This is a genomic window from Vibrio sinaloensis, from assembly GCF_000808535.1.
In the GTDB taxonomy this organism is placed as follows: Bacteria; Pseudomonadota; Gammaproteobacteria; order Enterobacterales; family Vibrionaceae; genus Vibrio; species Vibrio sinaloensis_D.
On record NZ_JWLV01000048.1, the window covers coordinates 122,608 to 146,878 of the forward strand.

The 24,271-nt window shown below is 47.3% G+C and carries 19 protein-coding genes; 12 read left to right on the plus strand and 7 right to left on the minus strand.

What is annotated here, in order from left to right; all coding sequences use genetic code 11:
• Nucleotides 1–136 precede the first annotated feature (136 nt).
• Both RJ47_RS19390 and RJ47_RS19395 read left to right on the plus strand, forming a co-directional pair.
• The gene (locus tag RJ47_RS19390) at nucleotides 137–1,054 is read left to right on the plus strand and encodes an ABC transporter ATP-binding protein (protein WP_039486309.1); all 918 of its coding nucleotides are present in this window, start codon (nucleotides 137–139) and stop codon (nucleotides 1,052–1,054) included.
• Nucleotide 1,055: 1 nt separating this feature from the next.
• Nucleotides 1,056–1,826, plus strand: a complete 771-nt coding sequence (locus RJ47_RS19395) for an ABC transporter permease (protein ID WP_005475692.1) — start codon at nucleotides 1,056–1,058, stop codon at nucleotides 1,824–1,826.
• A gap of 70 nt (nucleotides 1,827–1,896) precedes the next feature.
• Here the strand turns inward: RJ47_RS19395 and panC are convergent, their stop codons facing one another.
• From panC to sfsA, 7 genes are all read right to left on the minus strand, one after another.
• Entirely contained in the window at nucleotides 1,897–2,799 is a 903-nt protein-coding gene (panC, locus tag RJ47_RS19400) for a pantoate--beta-alanine ligase (protein WP_038191306.1), read from the minus strand.
• 11 nt (nucleotides 2,800–2,810) lie between these two features.
• Nucleotides 2,811–3,605, minus strand: a complete 795-nt coding sequence (panB, locus tag RJ47_RS19405) for a 3-methyl-2-oxobutanoate hydroxymethyltransferase (protein ID WP_039486312.1) — start codon at nucleotides 3,603–3,605, stop codon at nucleotides 2,811–2,813.
• 22 nt (nucleotides 3,606–3,627) lie between these two features.
• Nucleotides 3,628–4,113: a 2-amino-4-hydroxy-6-hydroxymethyldihydropteridine diphosphokinase gene (folK, locus tag RJ47_RS19410; RefSeq protein ID WP_039486427.1), complete on the minus strand. Its 486-nt coding sequence runs from the start codon at nucleotides 4,111–4,113 to the stop codon at nucleotides 3,628–3,630.
• Entirely contained in the window at nucleotides 4,113–5,477 is a 1,365-nt protein-coding gene (pcnB, locus tag RJ47_RS19415; protein ID WP_039486315.1) for a polynucleotide adenylyltransferase PcnB, read from the minus strand. The genes folK and pcnB overlap by 1 nt, the downstream gene beginning before the upstream one ends.
• Before the next feature lie 80 nt (nucleotides 5,478–5,557).
• Nucleotides 5,558–6,448 carry a tRNA glutamyl-Q(34) synthetase GluQRS gene (gene gluQRS / locus RJ47_RS19420; RefSeq protein WP_039486318.1) on the minus strand — a complete coding sequence of 297 codons (891 nt, stop codon included), beginning with the start codon at nucleotides 6,446–6,448 and terminating at the stop codon, nucleotides 5,558–5,560.
• Nucleotides 6,449–6,510: 62 nt separating this feature from the next.
• Nucleotides 6,511–6,957 (minus strand): RNA polymerase-binding protein DksA, encoded by a 447-nt coding sequence (dksA, locus tag RJ47_RS19425; RefSeq protein ID WP_005475686.1) that lies wholly within the window; start codon nucleotides 6,955–6,957, stop codon nucleotides 6,511–6,513.
• Nucleotides 6,958–7,094: 137 nt separating this feature from the next.
• A complete protein-coding gene (sfsA, locus tag RJ47_RS19430) occupies nucleotides 7,095–7,808 on the minus strand; it encodes a DNA/RNA nuclease SfsA (RefSeq protein WP_039486320.1) in 714 nt (237 codons plus the stop codon).
• Between the two features lie 55 nt (nucleotides 7,809–7,863).
• Here sfsA and hrpB point away from each other — a divergent pair, with 55 nt between their 5' ends.
• The 10 genes from hrpB to RJ47_RS19480 all read left to right on the plus strand — a co-directional run bounded on the left by hrpB (nucleotide 7,864) and on the right by RJ47_RS19480 (nucleotide 24,263).
• The gene (gene hrpB / locus RJ47_RS19435) at nucleotides 7,864–10,323 is read left to right on the plus strand and encodes an ATP-dependent helicase HrpB (protein ID WP_039486322.1); all 2,460 of its coding nucleotides are present in this window, start codon (nucleotides 7,864–7,866) and stop codon (nucleotides 10,321–10,323) included.
• A 2-nt stretch (nucleotides 10,324–10,325) separates the two neighbouring features.
• Nucleotides 10,326–12,692, plus strand: coding sequence for a penicillin-binding protein 1B (gene mrcB, locus RJ47_RS19440; RefSeq protein ID WP_039486323.1), 2,367 nt, complete (start codon nucleotides 10,326–10,328; stop codon nucleotides 12,690–12,692).
• Nucleotides 12,693–12,771: 79 nt separating this feature from the next.
• Nucleotides 12,772–15,051 carry a patatin-like phospholipase family protein gene (locus RJ47_RS19445; RefSeq protein WP_052237994.1) on the plus strand — a complete coding sequence of 760 codons (2,280 nt, stop codon included), beginning with the start codon at nucleotides 12,772–12,774 and terminating at the stop codon, nucleotides 15,049–15,051.
• A gap of 298 nt (nucleotides 15,052–15,349) precedes the next feature.
• Nucleotides 15,350–17,938, plus strand: coding sequence for a bifunctional aconitate hydratase 2/2-methylisocitrate dehydratase (gene acnB / locus RJ47_RS19450; protein WP_039486326.1), 2,589 nt, complete (start codon nucleotides 15,350–15,352; stop codon nucleotides 17,936–17,938).
• Nucleotides 17,939–18,089: 151 nt separating this feature from the next.
• The gene (locus RJ47_RS19455; protein WP_038137600.1) at nucleotides 18,090–18,461 is read left to right on the plus strand and encodes a YacL family protein; all 372 of its coding nucleotides are present in this window, start codon (nucleotides 18,090–18,092) and stop codon (nucleotides 18,459–18,461) included.
• Nucleotides 18,462–18,649: 188 nt separating this feature from the next.
• Entirely contained in the window at nucleotides 18,650–18,988 is a 339-nt protein-coding gene (gene glnK / locus RJ47_RS19460) for a P-II family nitrogen regulator (RefSeq protein WP_038137591.1), read from the plus strand.
• Between the two features lie 35 nt (nucleotides 18,989–19,023).
• Nucleotides 19,024–20,253, plus strand: a complete 1,230-nt coding sequence (locus tag RJ47_RS19465; protein ID WP_038137588.1) for an ammonium transporter — start codon at nucleotides 19,024–19,026, stop codon at nucleotides 20,251–20,253.
• A gap of 161 nt (nucleotides 20,254–20,414) precedes the next feature.
• Nucleotides 20,415–21,431 (plus strand): Fe(3+) ABC transporter substrate-binding protein, encoded by a 1,017-nt coding sequence (locus RJ47_RS19470; protein WP_038137585.1) that lies wholly within the window; start codon nucleotides 20,415–20,417, stop codon nucleotides 21,429–21,431.
• Nucleotides 21,432–21,606: 175 nt separating this feature from the next.
• On the plus strand, nucleotides 21,607–23,232 hold the full coding sequence (locus RJ47_RS19475; RefSeq protein ID WP_039486328.1) for an ABC transporter permease: 1,626 nt from the start codon (nucleotides 21,607–21,609) through the stop codon (nucleotides 23,230–23,232).
• A complete protein-coding gene (locus tag RJ47_RS19480) occupies nucleotides 23,232–24,263 on the plus strand; it encodes an ABC transporter ATP-binding protein (RefSeq protein ID WP_039486330.1) in 1,032 nt (343 codons plus the stop codon). Before RJ47_RS19475 ends, RJ47_RS19480 begins: the two co-directional genes overlap by 1 nt.
• Nucleotides 24,264–24,271: the final 8 nt, after the last annotated feature.

A 24,271-nucleotide genomic window follows, 5' to 3' on the forward strand; every position in this document is an offset into this window, starting at 1 on the left:
TCCACGCCGCAGATGCTTCTGCGGCGTTTTTTTTTGAATAATTTTTATATTTCTAAAATATTCGAAAGGTTTAATTGTAATCATCGTTACTCAACGATAAACTAATTTGGTTAATTCAAAGAAACGATAGTTTGTTATGTATGCATTAGAGATTGAACAGCTGCGTAAGACCTACGCAGGTGGGTTTGAAGCACTGAAAGGCGTCAGCCTAAATGTGGAAAAAGGGGACTTTTACGCACTGCTTGGTCCCAATGGCGCGGGTAAATCGACCACTATTGGCGTCATCTCCTCTTTGGTCAACAAGACATCAGGTAACGTTAAGGTATTCGGTTTTGATATCGATAGCGATTTAGAACTTGCAAAGCAAAACCTAGGCTTGGTACCGCAAGAATTTAATTTCAACCAATTTGAAACGGTGAAACAGATCGTCATGCAGCAAGCGGGCTACTACGGGGTGTCTAAATCACTGGCGGAAGAAAGGGCTGAAAAGTACTTAACTAAACTCGATTTGTGGGAAAAACGTAACGAACGTGCAAGAAATCTATCTGGCGGAATGAAGCGCCGTTTGATGATTGCTCGAGCGCTTATGCATGAGCCGCAGCTACTGATTTTGGATGAGCCGACCGCAGGGGTGGATATCGAGCTGCGTCGTTCAATGTGGGAGTTTCTTAAAGAAATTAACTCTGAGCAAGGGATTACCATCATACTCACCACTCACTATTTAGAAGAGGCGGAGATGTTGTGTCGCAATATCGGCATCATCAGTAAGGGTGAGCTGATCGAAAACACCACCATGAAAAGTCTGCTTAACAAACTGCAGGTGGAGACCTTTATTCTTGATTTGGAAGATGGTGCCCCTGAACCAAGACTCGAGGGTGTCAACAAGCAGCAGTTTAGCGCGGGCTCGTTAGAGATTGAAATTGAGAAAACACAAGGGCTTAACGGTATTTTTACTCAGTTGACCGAACAAGGGGTGAAGGTGTTATCAATGCGCAATAAGGCCAACCGATTGGAAGAGCTGTTCGTTAGCATTGTGAGAGAGGGGATCGAATAACATGTATCAGTTGTATTGGACCGCTTTTCGCAGTTTATTAGCCAAAGAGATCAATCGCTTTACCCGCATTTGGGTGCAAACCTTGGTTCCACCTGCGATCACCATGACGCTATACTTCATCATTTTTGGCAGCTTGATCGGCTCTAGAATTGGTGAGATGAACGGTTTTAGCTACATGGAGTACATTGTTCCTGGCTTGATTATGATGTCGGTGATTACTAACTCATACTCGAATGTAGCATCATCGTTTTTCAGTGCTAAGTTCCAAAAAAACATTGAAGAGTTGCTGGTTGCGCCTGTACCCAACTATGTGATCATTTTAGGATTTGTGATGGGTGGTGTAGTGCGAGGTTTGCTCGTCGGCACCATTGTTACTGTTGTCTCACTACTGTTTGTTGATCTTCAAGTTGAGCACTGGGGCATAATCATCGCGACCGTATTTATGACCTCTGTCGTGTTTGCTTTGGGGGGCTTGATCAATGCGGTGTTCGCGAAGACGTTTGATGATATCTCGATCATCCCGACTTTTGTCTTAACGCCTTTGACCTATCTTGGTGGCGTGTTTTACTCCATCAGCTTGTTACCTGAGTTTTGGCAGGGTGTGTCGAAAATCAATCCGATTGTCTACATGGTTAACGCATTCCGCTACGGCTTTTTGGGGGTATCTGATGTTGGTATTGTCACTTCATTTGGTGTGTTGAGTATTTTCGTTGTCGTGTTGTACGCGATCGCGCACTACTTAGTGACTAAGGGAATCGGCTTAAGAAGCTAGTTGACGAGTTCATTTGAATCAAAAAAGGCTTGGTGCGCAGCACCAAGCCTTTTTAAACGATAGTAGGCGATTACTCGCTCTTTTCATCAGAGGTTGACGCTTCTTCCTCTTCTTTTGTTTCCACTGTCATCTCAACCACTTGGTTATCGATAAGACGTGCCTTGCCTAAGAATGCAGACATCAGAATCACGGCTTGAGTGGTTTCGGCTGTAATCGCTTGGAGCGTGCGAGCATCGCGGATAAAGATTTCATCAGGCTGGAGACCTGCGGCACGCAGCTGATCGCTGGCATCTTCAATCACAGAGGCGTAGTCATCACGACCACCGCGGATTGCACTGCTGATCCAACGCATGGTACGAGCCAATACTGGTGCGCGCTGACGCTCATCTAGAGTCAACAGACCGTTGCGAGAGCTCATTGCAAGGCCATCCATTTCACGAACTGTTGGCACACCAATGATCTCGATATCGAGCGCTAAGTCTTCAGTCATTTTTCTAATGACGGCTAACTGTTGAAAATCTTTTTCGCCAAAGCAAGCCACATCGGGCTGAACAATGTTGAACAGCTTGGTGACTATTGTTGATACGCCACGAAAATGACCTGGGCGTGATGCACCTTCTAGAATGGTCGATAAACCTGGAACATCAACCGATGTTTGTTTATCTAGCCCTTCTGGGTAGATGATTTCAGGCGTTGGGGTGAAGACCAATTCTACCGCCTCACCGCTTAGCTTGGTGAGGTCATCTTCTAATGTGCGAGGGTAGTTATTGAGATCGTCAGCACGCTCAAACTGCATTGGGTTAACGAAAATACTCACCACAACCACATCAGCGTGCTCGCGAGCTTTGCGTACTAACGTTAAGTGACCTTCGTGTAGGTTGCCCATCGTTGGTACAAACGCGATTGTTCGGCCATCTCTTTTATACTGTTTAATTTGCTCACGAAGAGCAGCAATTTCAGCAAAAGTTTGCATGAACATTATCCTCAGGCAATAGTGTGTGCGTCGTCAGGGAACGCACCGCTCTCAACGTCTTGTTTGTATTTGGCAACAGCTTTACGCATGTCTCCGGTTTCAGCAAGGAAGTTTTTCGAGAACTTTGGCATGTAGTTAGCGGCAATACCAAACATGTCGTGCATCACTAAGATTTGACCGTCTGTCACGTTACCCGCACCAATACCAATCACCGGCACATCACACACTTCTGTGATGCGAGCTGCGAGCTCCTTAGGGACACATTCCAGTAGGATGATTTGCGCGCCTGCCTCTTGGAGCGCTAGGGCATCGCGAACCATGCGATCCGCTTTTTCTTGGTCGCGGCCTTGTACCTTGAAGCCACCAAAAATGTTGACTGACTGAGGCGTTAATCCAAGATGAGCACAAACTGGTACGGCACGCTCTGTCAGCATTTTTACGGTCTCGACTAACCAGTCGCCACCTTCGATTTTCACCATATTTGCACCCGCACGCATTAGCTTTCCTGCGTTCTTACACGCTTGCTCAGGCGTTGCGTAACTCATAAACGGCATATCAGCCATTAGAAGGCAGTTTGGGCTTCCTGCGCGTACACAGCGCGTGTGGTAGGCTAACTCTTCTACTGTGACTGGCAGCGTTGACGATTCTCCTTGAAGAACCATGCCAAGTGAATCACCGACGAGTAGCACGGGCATTTCTTGGCTTTCAAACAGCTGCGCAAAACTTGCGTCATAAGCGGTAGAAGTGGCAAATTTACGACCTTCCTGCTTCCATTTCATCAGATCGCTAATGGTTATTTTTTTCATGATTTTTCCTTATAGGAGTTGGCTATGATTGCCAAATACGCAGACCGTTTTGCTCAACGACTTTAAGTAAGTCTTCCAGTCTGGTCCCACATGGGAGGGTTAAATTTGGTGCGATTTCGGCAAGCGGGTAGAGCACAAACTCGCGCTCTTTCATTCCATAGTGGGGAACGACGAGACGCTCCGAATCAATCACCTCATTGCCGTAAAGAATGATATCGAGATCTAAGGTTCTTGGGCCCCAGCGCTCTTCTTTACGGACGCGCCCTTGTTCTAGTTCAATGGCTTGTGTGCAATCGAGTAGCTCAAGTGGCGTTAATTCTGTTTTTATTTCAACAACGGCATTAATGTAGTCAGGCTGATCCTGCGGCCCCATGGGCGTACTGCTGTATAAGCTAGAGGCTCGTACAAACTCTGAGCGAGGCAGGCTTTTGAGCGCTTGAATGGCTTCATTCGCTTGAGTAACAGGATCGGCAAGATTACTACCAACCGCAATAAAGACGGTGTTTATCATGATGCTTTCGACTTTTTCTTGCGATACGTTTTACGGCGACGCTGTCTTGGCTTTTCATCGCTGCTGGCATCTAAATCAGCCACCATGGCTTGACGCATGTTGCGACCCGCATTTTGGAAGGTTTCCCACCATTTGGCGAGTTGCTGGGTTTCGCCTTGCTCAATTTCACCGCGCATTTCTAAGAAATCGAAGCCCGCACGGAACTTATTGAGCTCCATTAGGCGGAACGCTCGTTTACCATTACGGCGAGGCATGCGAAGTTGCAGTTGCCAAATCTCGCGGATGGTTGCAGTGTGGCGACGTGGAATGGCGATGGAACGAACTTGATCATCGAGAACCTGGTTGCTCGCTTCCATGATTGCATCGTAGTAAGCGAGTTTGCGTTTCTCCATCAACTGCTGCGCTTTTGCTTGTAGCGGATACCACAGCATGGCGGCGAACATAAACGCAGGGTTGATACGTTTACCTTCTTCGATACGTTGATCGGTCGAATCGAAAACCAAATCTAGCATCTGCTCAGTTGGTGAGTCGTACTCTTCAGTGAAGAACTCGGCGATGGTTGGGAACAGCTGTTGAAACAAGTTGTATTCACGCATCAGGTGGTAGGTTTCTAGACCGTGGCCTGATTGCAGCATCTTGAGTGATTCTTCGTAGAGTCGTGCTGGTGGAATATCGCGCAGTAAGACTGCCATCTCTTCGATTGGCGCTGCGGTATCTTCCTCGATGTCGAAGTCTAATTTTACCGCGAATCGAATTGCGCGCAGCATACGGACTGGATCTTCGCGATAACGCGTTTCAGGATCGCCAATCAGACGAACCAATTTGTCTTCAAGATCTTCGACGCCGCCTGCATAATCGTGAATTGAGTAGTCGGCAATGCTGTAGTACATCGCATTGATGGTAAAGTCGCGACGCTCGGCGTCTTCATCAATAGTGCCGTACACATTGTCACGGAGCAGCATTCCTTCTTTGGATTGCTGAGAAACGTTCTTGCTCGGTTCTTGGTGGTGACCGCGGAATGTGGCTACTTCAATGATATCGCGACCAAACATAATGTGCGCGAGACGGAATCGGCGTCCGATTAGGCGACAGTTTTTAAATAACTGGCGAATTTGCTCTGGCGTTGCGTTGGTCGCAATGTCAAAGTCTTTTGGTTGTTGGCCGAGTAGAAGGTCTCGAACTCCGCCCCCAACAAGATATGCGTCAAAGCCTGCTCCATGAAGTCTGTACAGCACTTTCAGTGCATTATCACTGATCTTCTTACGAGAGACGTTGTGCTCTTGGCGAGTGATGATATTCAGAGAAAGCTCTGGGTATATGTTCTTTTCGCTTGGTGTATCGTCGTTTTTGTTCATGTGCATCTGGCAATAATATGGTGAAAACCAACCTTGCTACAGGCTTAATTTGTGCCTAATAAGGCGAATTTGCGGCTAATAATAGCTTACGGCGAGCGGTTTGAGAATCTTGGTGTGATCTCGATCGATGCTGGCAACTGCTGCAAGTGCCAATTTTTAACGCCCCAATCAATGATCTCACTCACGCTCAGCTGTTTGATATCTTGTGGCATTTCAAAGCCTAAAAAGCGCATTGCGTCTAACAGAGCGGGCTTTGGATTGCGATTATCAATGGCTGGCGCATGATTCTGCTTGGACAACTTCTGACCATTGTCTCCTAGCGCCAGTGGAAGATGAAGATAGCTCACAGGCGCTTCGCCTAGCATATGATACAAGCTAATTTGGCGTCCTGTAGGTTCAATCAGGTCGGCGCCACGAACCACTTCCGTGATGCCTTGGTCAATGTCATCCAATACTACCGCAAGGTTGTAAGCAAATAACCCATCGCGGCGTTTTATAATGAAATCTTCATCTGCTAGGGCGGTTGGAATCGTCAGTTGACCGTGCTTCTCATCTTCAAATTGATAGATAGGATGTGTCATTTTTAGGCGAATGGCACAATTATCTGGCTGATTGAGTGTTAAATCACGGCAAGTGCCTTGATAAAAGCCACCCATTGCTTTGATTTGTTTGCGTGTACATTGGCAGTAGTAGGCTTGACCTGATTGCAGCCAGTGTTCGATTTGGTGCTGGTATAAGTCATGGCGTTGACTTTGATAAACGACTTCGCCATCCCAATGCAGTTGGTACGCTTCCAGTGTCTCAAGGATCAAGCTAGCCGCCCCGGGCATTTCTCTCGGAGGGTCAAGATCTTCAATTCGAACCAACCATTGACCTTGCTGTGACTTGGCTTGGAAGTAACTGCCTAACGCGGCAACTAAGGAGCCAAAGTGCAAAGGTCCAGAGGGTGATGGGGCAAAACGGCCAATGTAACTCATAGCGATTCACTAAACCAAAAAGGGAGCGAATGCTCCCTTTATAATTAACAGAATGGAGGTGATTAACCTTGCATTTGTTTCTCTTTGATCTCTGCAAGTGTTTTACAGTCGATACAAAGGTCTGCAGTTGGACGGGCTTCCAAACGACGAATGCCAATCTCAATGCCACAAGAATCACAGAAACCAAACTCATCTTCTTCGATTTTGTTTAGTGTCTTTTCAATCTTCTTGATTAGACGGCGCTCACGGTCACGGTTTCGAAGTTCAAGGCTGAACTCTTCTTCTTGAGACGCGCGGTCAACTGGATCTGGGAAATTCGCTGCTTCATCCTGCATGTGGTGAACAGTGCGATCAACTTCTTCCCTGAGCTGGTTGCGCCAAGCTGTCAAAATTTTTGTAAAATGAGCCATTTGCTCTGGTGACATGTATTCTTCACCAGCCTTCTCTTGATATGGCTCAACCCCTGCAATGGCTAGGATGCCTAGCGCTTTTTTCTTTGATTCTGGCATGCAGCATCTCCTACTAACACCTAGTCAACTGCGCTCGCAGTTAATTTAAGGCGGGTATCTATAGCAAAAAGAACTTATCGAGGCAAACTCTGAATCGTAAAGTTGTTGTCAATGTGAAGGTGACACCACTTTTTCTGTCAATTGATAAATTCAATTGCGTTGACCAGTTTCATCTCTGAGTTGGAAAGTTTGGCCTTGTAGCACAGGACTTCCACCCCTTGTTCTTGCGCAGTTTTCAGTAATTGTGAATATTTGGCGTCTATATGGTGTGCGGCAGACACTTTTTCAATACCCGAATGTAAAACAGTGAACAAAAGTACCGCTCTATGTCCACTTTGTGCCATTTCTGAGAGTTCTCTCAGATGCTTTTGGCCTCTTGTCGTGACAGCATCGGGGAAATAACCTTGCCCAGCAAGTTTTTCGTCCAGTAAGGTGACACTCTTAACTTCTATATAGCATTTTGGTTTATTTTCTGAATTGAGCAAGATATCGATTCGACTATTTTCATTGCCATATTTTACTTCTGTTTGAAGTTGATCATACCCTTGCAGCTCACCGATGGTACCTGATTGGATAGCTTCTACTGCCAATTGGTTCGCTCGTGCGGTGTTTATACAAATGCGATGCCCTTGTGCTGTTTCGGTCAACTCCCAGCTGTTGGGGTACTTACGTTTAGGGTTGTCGGAAGTGGAATACCACACGGCATTGCCGGGCGTAGCACACCCCGTCATCGCTCCGGTGTTGGCGCAATGAATGGTGCGCTCACTGCCATCAGGCAAGGTAATATCAGCGAGAAAGCGCTTGTATCGTTGAATAAGTGTGGCAGGTTCTAATGCGGGCTCGAACTTCATTTGGCACTGTTTTTATGTACAATAGTTGCCAACATTACACCACAAGGCTTTCCCATTGTCACAACTGCCTATTGAAGGCGTGATGCCTGAGTTACTCTCGGGTGTTCGCGACTGCGCTCAACTGATCCTCAAAGCGGCCCCCGGCGCGGGTAAATCGACCCATTTCCCCTTACAGCTCGTCAAGCAAGGGGTAATCGCGGGCAAAATCATCATGCTAGAACCCAGAAGGCTGGCGGCGCGTAATATTGCGCGTTATTTGGCTGAGCAATTGGGCGAGAGTGTGGGCCAGCGAATAGGATATCGAGTTCGTGGTGAAACCAAAGTGAGTGCCACAACCCAACTAGAGATAGTGACAGAAGGGATCCTAACTTGCATGATTCAGTCGGATCCTGAGTTGAACGGAGTGGATCTCATTCTGTTTGATGAGTTTCATGAACGCAGCATCCATGCCGATACGGCACTTGCGTTTTGTTTAGAGATTCAAGAAGCGCTGCGTGATGATCTTAAGTTAGTGGTGATGTCGGCAACGCTCGATCAAGCGGCGCTGTGTCGATTGCTTCCTGAGGCGCGTTATATCGAATCTCAAGGTCGAAGCTATCCGGTTGAGTTTCGCTATCAGCCTGGGAAAGCCAATGATCGCCTTGAAGAGCTAATGAGCAAGCAAATCGCTAGCTTAATGAATCAAGAGAGCGGCTCTCTGCTTGCATTTTTGCCTGGTGTGGCTGCGATTAAACGCGTGGAAGAAAGACTGGCTGGCTTGCCTCAAGACATTCAAATTTGCCCCCTTTATGGCCAGTTAAATTTTGCTCAGCAGCAAATGGCGATTCAACCCGCGGAGCCCGGCAAGAGAAAAGTGGTGTTGGCAACCAATATTGCGGAGACCTCGTTGACCATTGAAGGCATACGTTTGGTGGTGGATTCGGGGCTTGAGCGGGTGGCCAAGTTCGACCTAAAAAGTGGCGTAACACGCCTAGAGCAAGTTCGTATTGCCAAATCTTCAGCCGAGCAACGTGCCGGTCGAGCAGGGCGTTTGGAAGCGGGCATTTGTGTGCGCTTATATAGTGAGAGCCAACTCAATCAGCAGCCGGATGTGCCCCCTGCGGAAATTCTTCATTCTGATTTGGCAAACCTAGCGCTTGAGCTCACCCAGTGGGGAGCGCAGGATGTGAATGATTTGCTCTGGCTCGATACCCCGCCAAAAAGTGCCATTGAGCAGGCGCGCACCCTGTTGAGATCGTTGCATCTGCTCGATGAGAAGGGGCAACTGACCCAAACGGGATCGCTTGCGGTGACGCTTGGCGTAGAGCCGCGTATTGCCGCGATGCTCTCGACGGCGAAGGCTCACCAATGTATTGATTCTGGAGTGATGGTTGCGGCGCTGCTTGAAGAGCCCGAGCGTAATCAAGTCGATTTTTCTCACAGCGTTCATCGCTTTAAGCAAGGGAAACACGCCAAGCAACATCTGGTTGAACAGCGTGCGCGCACCTTGGCGAAAAAATTATCGGCAGACTTTTCGTTGTCGCGCTGTGATGAATCCTTGGTCGCAGTGCTGTTATCTACTGCTTTTCCTGATCGCATTGCCAAGGCTCGAGACAATCAAGTCGGACGCTTTCTACTTGCCAATGGCCACGGCGGAGAAATGCGCATGGAAGAAGGGCTATCAAGTTGTGATTATATTGTGGCGATTGAGCTGATGCGCAGCCACTCTGATTCTTCAACTATTTTCTCGGCGATCGAACTCGACATTCATCAACTTGAACAGATGTGCCCAGATGCGTTTATTGATCTGGATGTCGTTGATTGGGATGAACAAAAGGGACGCTTAGTCGCAGAGCGCCAGCAAAAATTAGGCAAGCTCATTGTTTCAAAAGTGGCGCTTCCAGAGCCATCAAACGAAAAAATGACGCAAGCTTTACTCAATTTTATTCGTCGTAAAGGCTTATCAGTATTAAATTGGACGCCAAAAAGTGTCGCGGAGCTAGAGCGATTTCGCTGTGCGGCGGACTGGCTGCCGGAACACAATTGGCCTCAATTGTCGGATGTCGCTTTGCTTGAGCAACTCGATGTTTGGTTAGAGCCTTATTTGACGGGTGTGAGCTCGGTCAAAGCTCTTGGGAAAGTGGATGTTCTGGCTGCATTGACGGCGTTTCTCGGTTGGCCGCTTAATCAAGAGATCGAAGAGTGGCTACCCACACATTACACATTACCGACAGGCACGAAGAAAGCGATTCGCTATCAACAAGGCCAAGAGCCTGTGCTCTCGGTAAGGATGCAAGAAGTCTTTGGTGAGCAAACTTCACCTCAAATTGCTCTTGGTCGAAAGACCATTGTGTTAGAGCTGCTGTCTCCAGCTCAGCGTCCTTTGCAAGTGACGCGGGATCTCGCCAGTTTTTGGCAAGGTGCCTATAAAGAGGTGCAAAAAGAGATGAAAGGGCGTTACCCGAAGCATGTCTGGCCTGACGACCCGGCAACCCATATCGCGACAACTAAGACCAAAAGACAGTTAAATCAGTAATCATGACCAAGAAAAACACCACCACGATCAGCAAAGCGAAAACGACCAAAAAGCCCGCTCGCAAGCGTGCCAGTACGACAAAAAAACGCACGCCAAAAGCCAAAGCTCAGCGAACATGGTTGAAAACCTTGTGGGGAATCAGTTGGAAGTTGGGGCTAGCAGGATTGGCCGTTTTACTGTTTGTCGGCATCTATTTAGATAGTGTGGTCAAACAGCGTTTTGAGGGGCAATTGTTTGACTTACCGACAGTGGTTTACGCGCGTATTTTACACTTAACACCCGGAGACGCGATTTCCATTCAAGAAGTGCGTAATGAGTTGGATGTGCTGAATTATCGAAAAGTGCGTCAACCTCGTTATCCCGGTGAGTACTCTTCGTCTTCGACCAAGATAGAGTTAATCCGTCGTCCGTTCGAGTTTACGGATGGACCAGAGCCAGATCGTCATGTGATGCTGCATTTCAATCAAGGCGAGTTAACGCGTATTGAGTCTCTCGAGCAAAAAGGTGACATGGGGTACCTTCGTATTGAGCCGAAAATGCTCGGTATGCTAGAGAAAAATCATGATGAGCAACGACTGTTTTTGCGTCGTGACCAGTTCCCTGAAGTGATGGTTGATGCGCTTCTCGTGACAGAAGACCGAAACTTCTACCAACATGATGGCGTGTCACCCTTAGCGATTGCGCGGGCATTGGTGGCTAACGTAAAAGCGGGTCGTACAGTACAAGGCGGCTCGACGTTAACGCAACAGCTAGCGAAAAACATCTTCCTTTCTAGCGACCGAACCTTGTGGCGTAAAGTTCGTGAAGCCTACATTGCGCTGATTCTCGATTATCGATACAGCAAAGATCGTATTCTTGAAGCTTATTTGAACGAAGTGTATTTAGGACAGAGCCGTGGTGAGGCCATCCACGGGTTTGGTTTGGCATCGCGTCTGTATTTTGGTCAGCCGATCCAAGAGCTTCGTATTGACCAGCTTGCGCTGCTAGTCGGTATGGTTAAAGGACCGTCGTATTACAATCCAGTGCGCTTTCCTGAACGAGCGAAAGAACGACGCGATCTCGTCCTGCGCTTGATGATGCAGCAAGGTATCTTGAGTGCCAATCAGTTTGAAATGGCTGCGGATAGACCGCTTGATATCCAAGACAATCCACGTATCGCGAGCCGGCAGCCTGCGTATTTCCAGCAACTTAAAATCGAACTCAACCAAAAAGTCGGTGATGCGTTTCAATCGGATGTCGGTCTGAGAGTGTTTACGTCGCTCGACCCTGTGTCGCAACAAGAGTTAGAAGCCGCCATTGCCAAGAAAGTCCCCGAGCTAGGTAAAGTTGCGGGTAAATCACTGGAGGGCGCGGCGGTTGCAGTGGATCGTCATACCGGTGAAATCCGTGCGATGGTAGGTGGTAAACGGACCGGTTATGATGGATTTAACCGAGCGCTAAATGCCAGTCGACAAATCGGCTCACTGGCCAAACCGGCGGTCTACTTAACGGCCTTAGAGCAGCCAGATAAATACAATCTCGCGACCACTTTGAATGATAAACCGCTGAGCTTAAAAGGCAGCAAAGGCTCCGTTTGGTCCCCTCGCAACTACGATCGAAAATTCCGTGGCGATGTTCCACTCTACATGGCGTTGGCGAAGTCACTCAATGTGCCGACGGTTCAGTTGGGTATGCAGCTTGGCATTCCGAGCGTCGTCGATACGCTAGAAAAACTCGGTGTGGACAGAAGCGAAGTGCGTCCGGTGCCCTCGATGTTTTTGGGCTCGTTTACCCTAACGCCGTTCCAAGTGGCGCAGATGTATCAAACGCTGACTAACTCAGGGCGTCGCGCTGAGCTTTCGGCACTTCGCTCTGTGGTTGATCTTGATGGTCAGGTGCTATTCCAATCTCTGCCGCGATCGTCGCAAACGGTCGATCAACAAGCCGCTTGGCTCACCACCTACGCGATGAAGCGTGGAGTTTTGGAAGGCACGGGGCGTTATCTCAATAGTCAATTTGGCTGGGCGGCTCTTGCTGGCAAAACTGGGACCAGTAACGATACTCGCGACAGTTGGTTTGTCGGTGTTGATGGTCGCGAAGTGACGACGATTTGGCTTGGTCGAGACGATAACAAGCCGACCAAACTGACAGGCTCAAGTGGCGCGTTGCGAGTGTATGCCGAATACCTGAAGCACCGCATTCCTGAGAAGCTAACACTACCTTGGCCGCAGAATGTTAGTACGGTAGGGTTCGCCAAATCTGCCCAAGGGAACTTGCAACTCGATTGTCAAAACTCGTTTAAATTGCCTATCTGGGATGCAAATGGAAAATTCAAACAACAGTGTGATGATCAACCTGCGCAATGGATAAAAAAACTATTCACATGGTAATCAGTGGGTTATAAGAATAGACTCGATTAACGCTCCATCACTTCATTAGCAAAAGGATTTTAGTGTGAAAAAACTGGCTATGTTGTTATTGGCTGGCTTGTGGTCAGTGTCTGCTTTGGCGCAGTCCGAATATCAAGAAAGCGAACACTCAGAACCGCGCACAAAAGTCGCGGTGGTGTTGGCGGGTGGTGGAGCAAAAGGTGCTGCGCATATTGGTGTCTTAAAGGCTCTGGAAGAGATGCGAGTGCCGGTTGATTTTATTACTGGTACCAGTATGGGCGCATACGTAGGTGGTTTGTACGCCACGGGGATGAGCGCTGATGAAATTGAAAGCTTCATCGATACGGTTGACTGGAACACTGGTTATCGCGACCGCGTGAACCGCAGTGAACGACGGGTGCGAGATAAAGAGTATGAAGACCGCTACCAACTGACCACCGATCTTGGTTTGCGTTGGGGAGAAATGCGGGCTCCGCGTGGTATTGTGCAAGGTCAGGGGATGCTCAAGATTTTGCGCGAAACAACGGGAAACTTACCGCCTTTGGTCTCTTTTGATGATTTAGCCATTCCTTATCGCTCTGTCGCAACCGATATTATCGAGCTGGAACCGGTCATTATCGGCAATGGTTATTTGGTTGATGCCATGATGGCGAGTATGTCGGTCCCAGGAGCACTCCCTCCGTATGAAGTGAATGGTCGCATGTTGGTCGATGGCGGAGTGACTAACAATATGCCTGTAGACGTTGCGCGTGAACTTGGCGCAGACGTTGTGATCGCGGTGGATATCAGCACCGACTACAAAGAAGAAGATGACTTCACTACTTTTCTGACTGTGGCGGATCAATTGTCCAACTATCTGGTTCGTAGCACGACCAACCGTCAAGCCGAAACCCTCACTGACGAGGATGTGTTTTTACGACCGGATGTGGGTGACATGGAGACCACCGAGTTCGATAAAATGCCCGAAGCCTTTCGCAAAGGCTACCAAGCCGCCATGCAAAATCGTGACCTGATTAAGCGCTACAGTTTATCTTCAGCAGACTACCAAAAATATGTGGATGACAAAGAAGATGCGCGCAGAAATCTTCGTTATGGCGATGAAATAGCCGTCGAAGATATCGTCATTAATAACAACAGTCACTACAGCAAAAAGTTATTGGAAAACCGCTTGGCATTGGAGCCTGGCAACACTTATTCAACGAAAGAGATTGAGCAAAGTGTGCAGGATTTGTATGCGCTCGATCGCTTTGAACTTGTCTCGTATCGTTATGATGAGGTAGACGGTAACGACACTCTGGTCATTGATGTGGATGAAAAATCCTGGGGACCAAACTACGTCAACTTCCGCTTTTTCCTTGAAGATGATTTCAGTACCGACAGTCAGTACTCAATTGGTATGTCGACCAATTTTACTGATTTGAATGTGCATGGGGCTGAGCTTCGAACCAACCTTGAAATGGGTACTGACAAGATGATCGAGGGAGAGCTGTACAGCCCGTTTCTCTCTGGACAGAAGACGTTTACCACATTTAAGTTGGCCTACACCAAAGAAAAGCGCAATGCCCCTTTCACAGGGTTTGAGGACACCTCGTTAGAAGCAACTGAAAACTATTTGCCCGTTTCTTACACCGAATGGGTAGCAGAAGCAGCCATCGGCTATCAGCAAACGCTATGGCGAGAACTAAAGTTTGGTGTCCGATACACCGATGGTGACGGTGAGCTGTCCAGTTTACCTTTATTAGGAGATGTAGAGTTTAAGCGGTTGGGGGCATTTGCTAATTATCGAATAGACACCTTAGACAGCTTTAGTTTGCCCACAGAAGGGATCTATTTAGATCTCAATTATCTGATATCTCGCGATAAAAGTGTTGGAACAACAGAGTTGGTGACGGATCAAAGAGTCGAAGACACATCGTATGAGATGAGTGGTGTGTTGAAGGCGGCGCACAGCTTTTCGAGACATACTTTGGTCGCAAATTTGGACATCGGTGTTGTCACCAGTAAAAACTCATCAGTACCGATTGATCCGCGAGAAATCGGCGGTTTCCTGCATTTGTCTGGTATTCCTCGTAATAGTTTGATCGGCCAAAACAAAGCCTTCGGTAGCGTGGTCTATCGATATCGATGGTTTGACAACGATTTTGGCTTGTTTACCTCACCGTTTTATATTGGCGCTTCCGCCGAATACGGTGGTGTCTGGTCGGATCCAGACTTGGACTACAATGACCTGCCTTTGTATATGGCAGGGTCTGTCTTTGCTGGTGTTGACTCACCCGTAGGACCCATTATGTTTGGTTATGGTCGAACCGAAAGAAACTATGATTCTTTCTACCTAATAATTGGCACAACATTTAAGTAAAAACGGGCTAAAGAGATGCACAATTGCGATTCTTAACTTGTGAGAATCAAAGGATTTAGTGCATAAAAATCATAAAACTTTAGTCTTAAGTTGCTATGTTGGTCAAAATGATGAGATTTTAATTTAACGTTAAATTTGCTATTCTACCGCCCACAGTTTGGCCTCTCTGGCGCTGTTTCTCACTCAGAACTGAATGAAAAATATGGCAAGGAGAGCCAAGTTTCCAAGGATGTTCACTCCCTTATATTTTTGAATAAATAGTAATAAGAGGGAGGAACCGCAATGAGAGGAAAAAGTCGTGCTTGAAGCCTACCGTAAACACGTCGCAGAGCGTGCTGCCGAAGGAGTTGTTCCTAAACCACTAGATGCCGAGCAAGTTGCAGGCCTTGTGGAACTTCTTAAAAATCCCCCACAAGGTGAAGAAGCGTTCATTCTTGACCTACTTGAGAATCGCATTCCACCAGGTGTTGACGAAGCGGCTTACGTAAAAGCCGGCTTTCTGACTGCAATCACAAAAGGTGAGGTATCGTCACCACTTGTGAGCAAAGAGAAAGCAGCCGAACTCTTAGGCACAATGCAAGGTGGTTACAACATTGAGCCACTCATCGCTCTGTTGGACGATGCAGCCCTAGCGCCTATCGCTGTGAAAGCTCTATCTCACACGCTACTGATGTTTGATGCCTTCTATGACGTAGAAGAAAAAGCCAAAGCAGGTAATGAGTTTGCTCAGCAAGTCCTACAATCTTGGGCGGACGCTGAGTGGTTTACCGCGAAAGAGAAAGTTGCCGAAAAGATCACGGTTAAAGTATTCAAGGTGACTGGTGAAACGAACACCGATGACCTATCGCCTGCACCAGATGCGTGGTCTCGCCCTGATATTCCAGTACACGCGAAAGCAATGCTGAAGATGGAGCGTGAGGGTATTACCCCAGACCAACCAGGCAGTGTTGGCCCAATTAAACAAATCGAAGAACTACAAAAAGACGGCATTCCATTGGCTTACGTTGGTGATGTTGTAGGTACAGGTTCTTCTCGTAAGTCTGCGACGAACTCAGTGCTTTGGTTTATGGGTGAAGATATCCCATTCGTACCAAACAAACGTACTGGTGGTATCTGTCTCGGCGGTAAAATTGCTCCTATCTTCTACAACACAATGGAAGATTCAGGTGCGTTACCTATTGAACTGAACGTTCAAGAGATGAACATGGGTGACGTGATCGACATCTACCCATATGAAGGTGTTGTCCGTAAAAATGGCGAAGAAATTTCTAGCTTTGAACTGAGCAAAGTACTGCTTGATGAAGTTCGTGCTGGTGGCCGTATTCCACTGATCATTGGTCGTGGTCTAACAAGCCGTGCTCGTACATCTCTTGGTTTAGGTGAAACAGACCTATTCGCTAAGCCGATTGATCCTACTGCATCTGACAAAGGTTACACGCTTGCTCAGAAAATGGTGGGTAAAGCATGTGGCGTTGAAGGCGTGCGTGCAGGTCAGTACTGTGAGCCTAAGATGACCACAGTAGGTTCTCAAGATACAACCGGTCCTATGACTCGTGATGAGCTTAAAGACCTTGCGTGTCTGGGCTTCTCCGCTGATCTTGTGATGCAGTCTTTCTGTCACACGTCTGCGTATCCAAAGCCAGTTGATGTAAACACACACCACACATTACCTGACTTCATCATGAACCGTGGCGGTGTATCGCTTCGTCCGGGCGATGGTGTAATCCACTCATGGCTAAACCGTATGCTTCTACCGGACACGGTAGGTACGGGTGGTGACTCGCATACTCGTTTCCCTCTCGGTATCTCATTCCCAGCAGGCTCTGGCTTGGTTGCGTTCGCAGCGGCGACAGGTGTGATGCCATTGGATATGCCTGAGTCAATTTTGGTGCGCTTTAAAGGTGAAATGCAGCCGGGTATCACGCTACGTGACCTTGTGCATGCGATTCCTTACTACGCAATCCAACAAGGTCTATTGACGGTTGAGAAAGCTGGTAAGATCAACGAATTCTCTGGTCGCGTACTAGAAATCGAAGGTGTTGAGCACCTAACCGTAGAGCAAGCATTCGAGTTGTCTGATGCTTCAGCAGAGCGTTCTGCAGCCGGCTGTACAGTGAAACTGTCTCAAGAGTCTATCGAAGAATACCTAAACTCAAACATCACTATGCTTAAGTGGATGATCTCGGAAGGTTACGGCGACCGTCGTACTATCGAGCGTCGTATCACAGCGATGGAAGAGTGGTTGGCAAACCCAGAGTTGATGGAAGCGGATGCGGATGCAGAATATGCACACATCATTGAAATCGACTTGGCAGAGATTGATCAACCGATCCTATGTGCGCCAAACGATCCAGATGACGCTCGTCTTCTGTCTGAGGTTCAAGGCACACAAATTGATGAAGTCTTCATCGGTTCTTGTATGACTAACATTGGTCACTTCCGTGCCGCGGGTAAGCTGCTAGAGCAGTGGGGTGGTTCACTCGATACACGTCTATGGGTCGCGCCACCAACGAAGATGGATCGCGATCAATTGACAGAAGAAGGTTACTACGGGATTTACGGCCGCGCTGGTGTTCGTATCGAAACTCCTGGGTGTTCGCTATGTATGGGTAACCAAGCGCGCGTGGCAGACAAAGCAACAGTAATGTCGACATCAACGCGTAACTTCCCGAACCGCTTAGGTACAGGTGCTAATGTTTATCTAGCATCTGCTGAGCTGTCAGCAGTAGGCGCAATTCTAGGTAAGATTCCAACGAAGGAAGAGTACTTGGAATACGCGAAGCAAATCGATGCAACAGCAGCAGATACATACCGCTACTTAAACTTCCACAAAATGGAACAGTACACTAAGAAAGCGGCACAAGTGATCTTCCAAGAGCCAGCATAAATTGAGCTAGTCTTGTAAGTGATTGATAAAAAGCGCTCACCTATCGGTGGGCGCTTTTTTATGTTGGGTTCGGTCGCGTCTCTATCGCGTCATCGTTCAGTAGTCTGTATACTGCCGCCCATTATGCAGGCTAGAAGGCAAAAGGCGTGTTATGGAGTTTGAATTCATTCGTAATACATTAATGGGAGAGTATTACGTCAAGTCGAGCATGGGGCATGAAATTGTCGGGCGTTGGTTGCAAGAAGAAGTTGGCAAGGATTGGGACAAGATAGCTCAAGTTGAACAGTTAACGGACCAAGCTCGGATGGAACCGCAAAAAGAACATCTACTGCTTGGTACCGAGATCAGCGTCAACATTCAGGGAGACGAGGTGATCGTTCAAGAGAATGTACTGACTCATGGTGATGAGATGGAGTCGGGGAGTGAGTTCGATTTTTATGACAGCGAAAGTACAGCAAGTTGTGGGTTGGAAGACTTTGAAGCACTCATCGAACAATGGAAAGAGTTTCTAACCACAAAGTAAATGCACAGCATTGGTGAGGTTTGACCACCTTGCTTTAATATTGGGAAAAGGGCGCACCATATCGGTGCGCCCTTTTTGCATTTCAGCAGCTGATTAAAGTTAAATTTCATATTAATCAATAAGTTAAAAAGTTGGCACATACCTTGGATTGTATAAGACAAAAGGAAGACAGCTTCAGAGAGGATGCGATGAAACTTATAAATGCGATTATCAAACCGTTCAAATTAGACGATGTACGTGAGGCATTGGCCGATGTTGGCATCGAAGGGATGACAGTATCAGAGGTTAAAGGCTTTGGTCGTCAAAAAGGGCATACAGAGCTTTACCGAGGTGCAGAATATCAAGTGGATTTCTTACCAAAAGTAAAACTAGAGATAGCAACTCAAGCAGAGAATGTCGATCGCGTTATCGAAGCGATATCTAAAGCGGCGCACACTGGAAAAATCGGTGATGGAAAAATCTTTGTATACGACTTGAGCCAAGCGGTACGAATTCGTACTGGCGAAATGGATGCAGAAGCGCTTTAACAGCGATAAGAATTCGAAGGACTGGAGACAATAAGATGGAATTAACGACAACAGTAACGGAACTACGTTACGCACTAGACACTTTTTTCTTCCTCATTTCAGGTGCGTTGGTCATGTGGATGGCCGCTGGCTTTGCCATGTTAGAAGCAGGTTTAGTACGTTCAAAAAACACCACAGAGATTTTAACTAAGAACATCTGCTTATACGCGATTGCTTGTACCATGTTCTTGCTCGTTGGCTACAACATCATGTACGTTGATAATGGTGAAGGCGGATGGTTGCCATCATTTGGTGCATTAATTGGCACTCAAGGCGAAGGAGCGGATCATTCACTAGAATCTGACTTCTTCTTCCAAGTGGTATTCGTTGCGACAGCCATGTCAGTTGTGTCAGGCGCGGTTGCCGAGCGCATGAAGCTTTGGTCATTCCTTATCTTTTCGGCAGTGCTAACGGCATTTATTTACCCAATGGAAGGTTATTGGACTTGGGGCGGTGGTTTCCTATCAGAAGCTGGCTTTAGTGACTTTGCTGGTTCGGGTATTGTTCATATGGCGGGTGCAGCTGCTGCGCTAGCCGGTGTTCTACTGCTGGGTGCTCGTAAAGGTAAATACGGTAAAAATGGCGAAATCTACCCAATTCCTGGTTCAAACATGCCGCTTGCAACTTTGGGTACCTTCATCCTTTGGTTCGGTTGGTTTGGTTTCAACGGCGGTTCTCAACTGATGGTGTCAGACTTCGAGAACGCAACAGCAGTCGGTCAAATCTTCTTGAACACTAACGCAGCCGCTGCAGCCGGTGCCATTGCAGCACTACTTGTTTGTAAAACAACTTGGGGCAAAGCTGACCTAACCATGATTCTTAATGGTGCGTTGGCAGGTCTTGTGGCTATCACAGCAGACCCTCTATCGCCTTCGCCGCTGTACGCTGTGGCAATTGGTGCGGTATCTGGTGCACTCGTGGTGTTTAGCATCATCGCCCTTGATAAGCTTAAGATTGACGATCCAGTAGGTGCGATCTCTGTGCACGGTGTCTGCGGTTTCTTCGGCTTAATGGTTGTTCCACTAAGCAACAGCGATGCGACTTTCGGTGCTCAACTATTCGGTGCGGCAGTTATCTTTGCTTGGGTGTTCGGTGCGAGCCTAGCGGTTTGGGCGGTACTAAAAGCGACCATCGGTATTCGTGTTTCGGAAGATGAAGAGATGGAAGGTATGGATATGCATGACTGTGGTGTTGGTGCTTACCCAGAATTTGTCACGGTTAAGTAAGAACTCTAAATGTGACGTAACAAATACTTACAAATAAAACTATCAAAAACCTGCTCTGATGAGCAGGTTTTTTTGTTTCGCATCATTGTTTTCTAAACTATGATGAATATAATAACGCAACTGATAAACGTTATCATTACGAATACTAAAGGATTGAACCAATGAAAAAACTGCTCACTCTTTCAGCATTAGCATGTGCAACAATTGCACCTTCAGCAGCAATGGCAGCAGAAGAAGTGAACGTATACTCTTACCGCCAGCCGTTCCTAGTTGAGCCAATGTTCAACGAGTTCACGAAAGAGACTGGTATCAAAGTAAACGTGAAGTTTGCGAAGAAAGGTCTAGCAGAGAAGTTGGCTCAAGAGGGCGAGTACAGCCCAGCTGACGTTATTCTTACGGTTGATATCAGCCGCCTAGCGGAGCTAACTAACAAAGATCTTGTTCAAGCAGTACAAAGTGACGTTCTAGAAAAGAACATTCCTGCACAATACCAAGACACTGAAAACGAGTGGTTTGCTCTAACAACTCGTACGCGCAGCGTCTACTCTTCACGTGACCGTGTTGGTCGTCTAGGTGAAGAGTTCAACTACGCAGATCTAGCTAAGCCTGAATTCAAAGGTAAAATCTGTACTCGTAGCGGTAAGCACCCATACAACGTATCTCTAGTGTCTTCAATGATTGCTCACAAAGGTGAAGCGGAGACAAAAGAGTGGCTAGAAGGCGTTAAAGCAAACCTAGCACGCAAGCCTCAAGGTAATGACCGTGCACAAGTTAAAGCTATCAAAGAAGGTCTATGTGACGTTTCTCTTGGTAACAGCTACTACCTAGGTAAGATGGTGAATGACGCTGAGCAAAAAGCGTGGGCAGATGCAGTTTACATCAACTTCCCGAACCAGAAGACAACAGGCACTCACGTAAACATCTCTGGTATGGCGATGGCTAAGTACTCTCCAAATAAAGAGAACGCAGTGAAGCTGATGGAATTCCTATCTGGTGACAAAGCGCAAAGCATGTACGCAGAAGTAAACTACGAGTACCCAGTTAAAGAAGGTGTTAAGCGCTCTGAGCTAGTAGCATCTTGGGGTGACTTCAAAGCAGATACAATTTCTCTAGACGAGATCGCTGATCATCACGAAGCAGCAATCAAACTTCTAGACGAAGTTAAATTCGACCTTTAATAGTCATTTAGCGGGTCAATAAACCTCGCTAGAATACAGCCTCAAGTCGCTCTTTTATCAGGGTTACTTGAGGTTGTTTGTTTTTATGGGTATAACTACCCCTAAACTATTAAAGGGATATGAGATGTATTTGCAACTGCATTTATGTTTCATACGGCCTCGTTGTAATTAGGCGATGAAAGAAAAAAATTACCTATGGAAAACCAGTAGTGGAGTGCTTGCTTTGCTACTGGTTTTGCCGATCTTGGCAATATTCACAACCGCAGTCGGTGAGACAAACGAACTGTTTTCTCACTTGATGTCGACGGTGATGCCCACTTATGCCTTTAACACGATCGTATTAGTGTTAGGGACGATGACATTGTCTTTGTTACTTGGCATTCCTTCTGCTTGGTTTATGGCAATGTGTCGCCTACCGAGCGAACGAGTTCTCCAGTGGGCACTGGTACTACCGCTCGCGATGCCCGGCTATATCGTTGGTTATATATTTACCGATTGGTTTGATTTTGCTGGCCCAGTCCAGATCCTATTGCGTGACTTAACAGGATGGGGGCCAGGAGAATATTGGTTTCCAGATATTCGAACTCTCACTGGCGCTATTATCGTCCTTTCGCTAGTTCTTTATCCCTACGTCTATTTGTTGTGCCGAGCGGCATTTATGGAACAAAACGTTTCACTACTCCAATCCGCACGTCTATTGAAATGTTCACCTTGGGAGAGCTTTCGCCGTATATCGCTGCCACTCGTTAGACCATCAATTGCGGTCGGTCTCTCTTTGGTCGCCATGGAAACGATTGGTGACTTTGGTACCGTAAGCTACTTTGCGGTAAATACCCTGACGACGGCGGTGTATGATACTTGGCTTGGCTACTCTAGCTTGACCGCGGCAGCGAAAATCTCTGCCATTATGCTGGTGGTTGTCATCTTACTTCTTAGTGCAGAGCGCTACAGCCGTCGCAAGCAAAAGTTATTTCAAAATCAATTTAGTAGTCGAGAAGATTTCCGTTACCAGCTCTCTGGTTGGAAAAAATGGTTTGCGTTGGCATGGTGCTGGGGCTTGGTCTCTATCGCGTTTATATTCCCGCTAGGTCAGTTGATTATCTATGCCTACAAGTACTTCGCGCAAAGTTGGACTGCTGAGTTTCGTGAGTATGCGTTGAACAGCTTATATGTCTCTTTGACCGCAGCGTTTTTTGGTGTTCTCGTCGCATTGATTGTGAATTTCTGTCAGCGTGTTAGCCCAGGAAGAAAAAGTCTTGCTTTCATGCGTTTGTCCTCGATGGGCTACGCTGTGCCGGGTACGGTGCTAGCCATTGGGGTAATGGTTCCCGTGCTATTTATGGATCATTTTGTCAACGATGTGGCTAAAATGATGAATTGGGGACGTCCTGGGCTCATATTCTCAGGCTCTATGTTTGCGATTATCTTTGCTATGGTGGTGCGCTTTTCTGCGGTGGCGATTGGTAGCGTCGAGAGTAGCTTGAGTAAAGTCTCCCCATCGCTGGATATGGCATCGAGAACCATGGGGTGCAACGCCAACACCATGTTATGGCGCGTGCATTTTCCACTCGTGCGCCGTGGCGCCTTGATTGCGGCATTACTGGTGTTTATTGAATCCATGAAAGAGCTAAACGCTGCACTGTTGTTGCGTCCCTTCAATTTTGAAACACTCGCCACCTATGTTTATAACTTTGCCTCTGATGAGCATTTAGAGCTAGCGGCGTTGCCGGCTGTGCTGCTCGTTTTGGTGGGTTTAGTCCCGTTAGTTATAGTTAACCGTTCACTGGAGCATTCACACTGATGAGCTGCGCATTATCGATTCGAGACCTCACGTGCAAATATGACGAACAAACCACAGTGTTGGAGTCTTTGTCGCTGGAAGTAGAGCAAGGCGAAATCGTCTGTTTGCTGGGTGCCAGTGGTTGTGGGAAGACAACATTATTGAAAGCCATTGCCGGTTTGTTGCCATTAAGCTCGGGAACCATGAGCTTAAACTGCATGCTGATTGATGATGGAAAAAACTGGCTTCCACCAGAGCAGCGTAACATTGGCATGATCTTTCAAGATTACGCGTTGTTTCCCCATTTAACGGTATCGCAAAATGTTGCCTTTGGTCTGCGTGATTTGCCGCATGATCAGCAACAGTCAAAAGTGAATGAGATGCTAGAGCTGGTTCATCTTGATGGTTATGCTGAACGCTACCCACACCAACTTTCCGGCGGCCAGCAACAGCGTGTGGCTATCGCTCGTTCGCTAGCGTACAAACCCGATCTGCTCTTACTCGATGAGCCATTTTCAAACATTGATACTCAAGTTCGTCATGAGCTGATTGGCGAGATCCGCAAAATCTTCAAAAAGCAGGGCGTGACGGCCATTTTTGTGACTCACAGTCGTGAGGAGGCGTTTGCCTTTGCTGACAAGATGGCGGTGATGAATCACGGTGTGATTGAGCAATATGGCACAGCGAGTGAGCTCTACTATCAACCCTCTAGCAAGTTCGTTGCTGATTTCTTGGGTGGTGGAAGCTACCTATCTGCGACTCGTGCATCAGAGTCTGAGTACGAAACGCAGTTGGGTTTGGTAGAAGCGATGGCGCAACAAGACATCTCTATCGGTGAGCATTGCGAACTATTACTTCGTCCGCAACATGTACAAATCAGTGCAGCAGAAGAGAGCAGTGTCACAGTGCTTGAGCAGCAATTTATGGGCGATCATTGTCGTTATGTGATTGATGCAAGCGGCCAGAAATTGATCGCCAGCTCTGCAGAACCGCTCACTATTGGTCAACAGGTCTCAGTGAAGGTTGAAACGCAGGGTGTCCTTGCTTTCTAGTTGCTAAG